5 protein-coding genes are annotated in these 5771 nt (G+C 72.3%); 1 reads left to right on the top strand and 4 read right to left on the bottom strand.

Going from position 1 to position 5771, the window contains the following annotated elements:
- Positions 1-118: 118 nt before the first annotated feature.
- From ACWGH4_RS29920 to ACWGH4_RS29905, 4 genes are read right to left on the bottom strand one after another with little or no spacing between them, the layout of a single operon-like run.
- Positions 119-430 (bottom strand): hypothetical protein, encoded by a 312-nt coding sequence (locus tag ACWGH4_RS29920; RefSeq protein ID WP_453466423.1) that lies wholly within the window; start codon positions 428-430, stop codon positions 119-121.
- Between the two features lie 12 nt (positions 431-442).
- Positions 443-1408: an LLM class F420-dependent oxidoreductase gene (locus tag ACWGH4_RS29915; protein ID WP_453466421.1), complete on the bottom strand. Its 966-nt coding sequence runs from the start codon at positions 1406-1408 to the stop codon at positions 443-445.
- 3 nt (positions 1409-1411) lie between these two features.
- Positions 1412-2815: an NADP-dependent succinic semialdehyde dehydrogenase gene (locus tag ACWGH4_RS29910; protein WP_453466419.1), complete on the bottom strand. Its 1404-nt coding sequence runs from the start codon at positions 2813-2815 to the stop codon at positions 1412-1414.
- Between the two features lie 42 nt (positions 2816-2857).
- On the bottom strand, positions 2858-3244 hold the full coding sequence (locus tag ACWGH4_RS29905; protein ID WP_453466417.1) for a hypothetical protein: 387 nt from the start codon (positions 3242-3244) through the stop codon (positions 2858-2860).
- Between the two features lie 466 nt (positions 3245-3710).
- Between ACWGH4_RS29905 and ACWGH4_RS29900 the strand changes: the two genes are divergently transcribed.
- Positions 3711-5258: an MFS transporter gene (locus tag ACWGH4_RS29900; protein WP_453466415.1), complete on the top strand. Its 1548-nt coding sequence runs from the start codon at positions 3711-3713 to the stop codon at positions 5256-5258.
- Positions 5259-5771: the final 513 nt, after the last annotated feature.

Below are 5771 nucleotides of genomic sequence, written 5' to 3'. Positions count from 1 at the left end.
AGCTGGGACAAGCTCAAGGTCCCCAACGTCTGACCGGAGCGTCCGCGCCGGCACGCGGACGGCCCCGTGCCTCGAGGCACGGGGCCGTCCACCGTTCGGAAAACTGCGACCACCCGGGTCACACGTGGTGCCCGTGGGCGGCGAGCCACCGGTGGACGGCCGCCTTGTCGGCGACGCTGACCCGTGCGGGGGCGTCCGGAGCGGGGCCCTTGTCCGTGTTGAAGGCCGTGTCGGTGACCCGGGCGGTGACCCAGTCGGCCAGTTCGCGCGCGGACTCCGCGGACAGGGCGCGCCGCTCCCATTCACCCACGGCCCGTTCCGCGGCGCCGGCGTCGTTACGGGTGGCCTCCGCCAGCCAGACGGGTACGAGTCGCATCGCCACTTCCTCGTCGGAGGGGGTGTGCGACCCGGTGTGTGCGGAATCGTTCATACGGCGTCACCCTCACAGTTCGCGCAGCGCGGGCAGCAGTGTGCTCCGCGCCCATTCGAGGAACGGCTCCTGCTGGTCGCCGCCGACCTGGACGAGGGCGACCTCCGTGAAGCCCGCGTCGACGTACGCGCGGACCGCGTCGACGAAGGCGCCGACGTCGTCGCCGCACGGGACGGTCTGTGCGACGTCGTCCTCCGTGACCAGTTCGGTGGCCTGCTCGAAGGACTTGGGGCCGGGGAGTTCCGCGTTGACCCGCCAGCCGCCGACGGCCCAGCGGAACTGGTCGTGCGCCCGTTTCACCGCGGCGTCCCGGTCGGTGTCGTAGCAGACGGGCAGCTGGCCGACGCGGGGCCTGCCCGTGCCGCCGTGGCGGTCGAAGGCGTCGAGGAGCTCCTTCTTCGGCTCGGTGGCGATGACCAGGTCAGCGGTCCGGCCGGCGACGGCGCAGGACTTGTCGCCGGAGACGGCGACACCGATCGGCACACGCTCGGCGGGTACGTCCCACAGCTTGGCGTCGACGACGTCGAAATGGGCGCCGTGGTGGGTGACATGCTCGCCGTCGAGGAGTCGGCGGATGATCCCGGCCGCCTCCTCCAGCTTCTCCAGGCGTACGTGCGCGGCGGGCCAGTCGCCGCCCACGACATGCTCGTTGAGGTTCTCACCGGAGCCCAGTCCGAGGCGGAAGCGTCCCTCGGACAGCAGTTGCACCGTCGCGGCCTTCTGTGCCACGACGGCCGGGTGGTAGCGGGTGGTCGGGCACGTCACGTACGTCATCAGCGGGATCCGCGAGGTGGCCTGGGCCGCGGCTCCCAGGACGCTCCAGGCGTACGGGGCGTGGCCCTGCGAGGCCAGCCAGGGAAAGTAGTGGTCGGAGATGACGGAGAAGTCGAATCCGGCCTCCTCCGCGCCGACCACATGGCCGACCAGTTCACGCGGTCCGGCCTGCTCGGTCATCATCGTGTACCCGAACTGCACCATGGTCTACTTCTCCGTCTCCTCGCCGTGCCACAGGGTCGTGACGTTGCAGAACTCCCGGATGCCGTGCCCGGACAGCTCGCGTCCGTAGCCGGACCGTTTGACGCCGCCGAACGGCAGCGCCGGGTGGGAGGCGGTCATGCCGTTGAAGAACACGCCGCCCGCCTCGAGGTCCCGGGAGAAGAGCTCCACCTCCGACTCGTCGCGCGTCCAGGCGTTGGAACTGAGTCCGAAGGGGCTGTCGTTGGCGACGGCCAGCGCCTCGTTCGCGTCGGCCACCCGGTAGACGGAGGCCACCGGTCCGAACGCTTCCTCCCGGTGGATGCGCATCCGGTCGGACACCTCGGTCAGGACGGTGGGCTCGTAGTACCAGCCGCGGTCGAGGTGGGACGGACGGCGGCCTCCGCAGCGTGCCGTGGCTCCGTGGCTCACGGCGTCGTCGACGAGTTCCTCCAGATCGGCGCGGCCCCGCTCGCTCGCCAGCGGCCCGACGTCGGTGGACTCGTCCATGGGGTCGCCGACGGTGAGGTCCTTCATGGCGGCCGTGAAGCGGTCGCAGAACTCGTCGTACACGTCCGCGTGCACGATGAAGCGCTTGGCGGCGATGCAGGACTGGCCGTTGTTCTGGACGCGGGCCGTGACGGCGGTGCCGACGGCGCGGCCGAGGTCGGCCGACGGCATGACGATGTACGCGTCGCTGCCGCCGAGTTCCAGCACCGTCTTCTTGACCTCGTCGCCGGCGACGGAGGCGACGGCCCGGCCGGCGCCCTCGCTGCCGGTCAGCGTCGCCGCCGCCACGCGGCTGTCCCGCAGGACTGACTCGATCGCGTCGGAGCCGACGAGCAGCGTCTGGAAGCATCCTTCCGGGAATCCGGCGCGGGTGAAGAGGTCCTCCAGGTACAGCGCGGTCCGGGGCACGTTGGACGCGTGCTTGAGCAGTCCGACGTTGCCCGCCATCAGGGCGGGGGCGGCGAAGCGGACGACCTGCCAGAGCGGGAAGTTCCACGGCATGACCGCGAGGACGACGCCGAGCGGCCGGTAGCGGACGGTGGCCCTGACGGCTCCGGAGTCCTCGACGTCACCGGCCGCCGGGTGCTCGTCGGCCAGCAGTTCCTCCGCGCGTGCCGCGTACCACCGCATGGCCTTGGCACACTTGGCCGCCTCCGCGCGGGCGGCCCCGATCGGCTTGCCCATCTCCGTGGTCATCACCCGGGCGATGTCGTGCTGTTCCCCCTCCAGCAGGTCCGCGGCCCGGTTGAGCAGGGCGGCACGCTCGCCGAAGGACCGGGTGCGGTACCGGCCGAAGGCGGCGCGGGCGAGGTCGAGCCTGCGCTCGATCTCCTCGGGGCCCAGCGCGTCGAACGTCTCGAGTGTCTCGCCGGTCGCGGGGTTGACCGTGGCGATGGGCATGAAGGCCTCCTCCTCAAGGTCTCGTGCGGCGGGACGCCGCTGTCAGATCTCTTCCTGGTGGACGCCGCTGTTGAGGAGCAGCTGGACGTCCTTCTCCTGGTCGCCGGCCGCCATGCCCTGCTCCACCAGGTCGAAGGCGGCGGCGAGCGCCACCTGCATCTGGTCCACCGCCCAGTAGCCGCCCTGGAGCTCGGCCGTGACGGGTGCCGCGAGGCGGACCGGCTCGGCGGGATTGCGTGTGCTGGCCACGTCGAAGGTCGCGGTCCACACGGTCGCGTGGCCCTCCGAGACGTACTGGGGCGTGTCGTCGGCCGCGCGGTCCGACTCGAAGGACCTGCTCAGGGCCCGGAAGACCGCGTCGGCGTCCTCCCGCGAGCAGCCAGTGAGCGTCACCACGACGGATGTCGCGGATTCCTGTGCACTGTTCACCGTGGTTCCTGTCTGTCGGGACGTGTCCCCCGTGCGTGCTGCTCCTGCTTCCCGGCGCGCCGCCGGGCACTCGTCGTCCCCCTGCCGGCGCACCCGACGGTCCGCGCGGCGGCGGGGACGGCCTGGCGGCGGGCGGTCCGGACGCTCTTCGCTCTGCCTCCGGCGCGCCGCCGTCATGGCGCCCGGACCCGGCCGGGTCCTTCTCCAGCGTGACCCCGGGGCCCGGCGGGTGCGACCGGACCTGGGCCGGATGCCCCTTCCGGCGTACGGGGCCATGCTCGACGCCGGGTACCCCGGTGCCGCCGGCCGGAACATCGGAGCCTCAGGCACGGAATACCGGGACCGGTGAGAAGGTTCACTGTGCACACACTTGGCGGCGGGCACCCTGTCCCGCCGTCGTTCAGCGAACGGAGCGCCGGGACGGACCCCGGCGCTCCGCCACGACCGCCGCCCGGAGGCCGCAGGTATGCCGCAGTCGACAGCCGACCAGCCCCTGGGTGATTCCCTCGACGACCCGGAGCCGAGAACCAGGGGGATCGTGCCGGTCCTGGCGTTCGCGGGCATCGCGGTCGCGGTGATGCAGACCCTGCTGGTCCCGGTGATCAAGGACCTGCCGGCGCTGCTCACCACCTCGGCCGCCGACGCGACCTGGGTGCTGACGGCCACGCTGCTGGCGGGTGCGGTGGCGACGCCGATCATGGGCCGCCTCGGCGATCTGTACGGCAAGCGCCGGATGCTGCTGGCGAGCCTGGCGGTGATGGTGGCCGGCTCGCTGCTCTGCGGCTTCACCGACGATCTGGTGGTCATGATCGTCGGACGGGCGCTCCAGGGGTTCGGCATGGGCGCGATACCGCTGGGCATCGGCATCATGCGCGACCTGCTGCCCCCGCGGCGGCTCGGTTCCGCGATGGGCCTGATGAGCTCCTCGATCGGCGTCGGCGGCGGCCTCGCGCTCCCCGCGGCGGCGCTGATCGCCCAGCACGCCGACTGGCACGCCCTGTTCTTCACCGCGGCCGGCATGGGCGCTCTGTCCATGCTGCTGACCGTGCTCGTCGTACCGGAGTCGCCGCTGCGCGCGCCGGGGCGTTTCGACCGGCTCGGGGCGCTGGGGCTGACCGCCGGTCTGGTCCTCCTTCTGCTGCCCGTCACCAAGGGCGGCGACTGGGGGTGGGCGTCCGCCACGACGCTCGGCCTGTTCGGCGGGGCGGTGCTCGTGCTGGGTCTGTGGGGCGTGTGGGAGCTGCGCAGCCCCGCGCCGCTGGTCGACCTGCGGACCACGGCCAGGCGTGAGGTGCTGCTCACCAACCTCGCCTCGATCATGGTGGGGGTCGCGTTCTACGCCATCACGCTGGTGCTCCCCCAGTTGCTGCAGCTGCCTCGCTCGACGGGCCACGGTCTGGGGATGTCGATGGTCGTGGCCGGCCTGTGCGTCGCCCCGCTGGGAGTCACCATGATGTTCGTGGCCCCCCTGTACGCGCGGATCTCCGCCCGGCGGGGCCCGAAGGTCTCGCTGATGCTGGGCCTCCTGGTCATCGCCGCCGGTTACGGCGCCGGAATCTGGATGATGAGCGCGGCGTGGCAGACGGTCGTCGTCTCCGTTGTGGTGGGCGCGGGCATAGGACTGGCCTACTCCTCGCTCCCCACGCTCATCATGGGTGCCGTCGACCCGTCGGAGACGGGTGCGGCCAACGGACTGAACACGCTGATGCGTTCGATCGGTACGTCGGTGTCGAGCGCGGTGATCGGCATGGTGCTCGCCCACACCTCGGTGCGCCACGGCGCGGTGGAGGTGCCCTCCATGCAGGGGTTCCGCATCGCGTTCCTGATCGCCACCGCTGCGGTGCTCGTCGGCCTGGTGCTGGCCGCGTTCCTGCCGTCGCGCGACAGCACGAAGCGGCCGGTGCTGCTGGCCTCCGGCGGGGACGTCCCGGACCGCCGGGCGGGCGCCCCCGTCCTGCCCGCACCCGGGCCGGCGGTACGGACCGGGCAGCGGCCCGGCCCCCCGGCCCCGTAGCACCCGGGCGAAGAGCACGAGGGGGCGGCCGCGCGTTCGTCCCGCCCGGTACGCGAGGGCGGTGGTCGCCTCCGTGCGCACATCACCGCACCCGGCAGCCACCCGTACCCGAGGATCCACAGCGACGGTCGGGATCCGGACACCCAAGGGCGCTGGGCGAACAGGATTGATTGAGGCATAAAGGAGTGACGGCCTCTCACCTCCGCCGCTGCGGCGGTGCGCCCGCCGTCCTGGGGCGGCGTCCGGGCGCGCCGCCGGTGGGCGCTGCGCACCGGCTCTGGATGCGGGGCGCGCGGGCGGCCGGGATGTGCGGGAGCCACTGCAACGCTTCCACGGCCGGACTGAAACGTTGCAGTGAGCAAGAGCGGGCCGCGGACGCCCTGGCACGTCACCCGGGGATCACGCCCCATCGACACTGAGCAGCCAAAATGGCGTGCGCCATTCCGCTTATTGCGCGGGAGCGCTCCCCCGCCGCGTGACCGCTCCGGACGGACGCCCTCCACTCCTGACGGC

The organism is Streptomyces sp. NPDC054847, assembly GCF_053610925.1.
The sequence above is the reverse complement of the archived record's forward strand: the minus strand, read 5'-3'. Positions and strand labels throughout refer to the sequence as shown.

Bases quoted from the DNA above. Each gene is read 5' to 3' on its own strand.
- ACWGH4_RS29920 (WP_453466423.1), bottom strand. From the start codon at position 430: ATGAACGATTCCGCACACACCGGGTCGCACACCCCCTCCGACGAGGAA.
- ACWGH4_RS29915 (WP_453466421.1), bottom strand. From the start codon at position 1,408: ATGGTGCAGTTCGGGTACACGATGATGACCGAGCAGGCCGGACCGCGT.
- ACWGH4_RS29910 (WP_453466419.1), bottom strand. From the start codon at position 2,815: ATGCCCATCGCCACGGTCAACCCCGCGACCGGCGAGACACTCGAGACG.
- ACWGH4_RS29900 (WP_453466415.1), top strand. From the start codon at position 3,711: ATGCCGCAGTCGACAGCCGACCAGCCCCTGGGTGATTCCCTCGACGAC.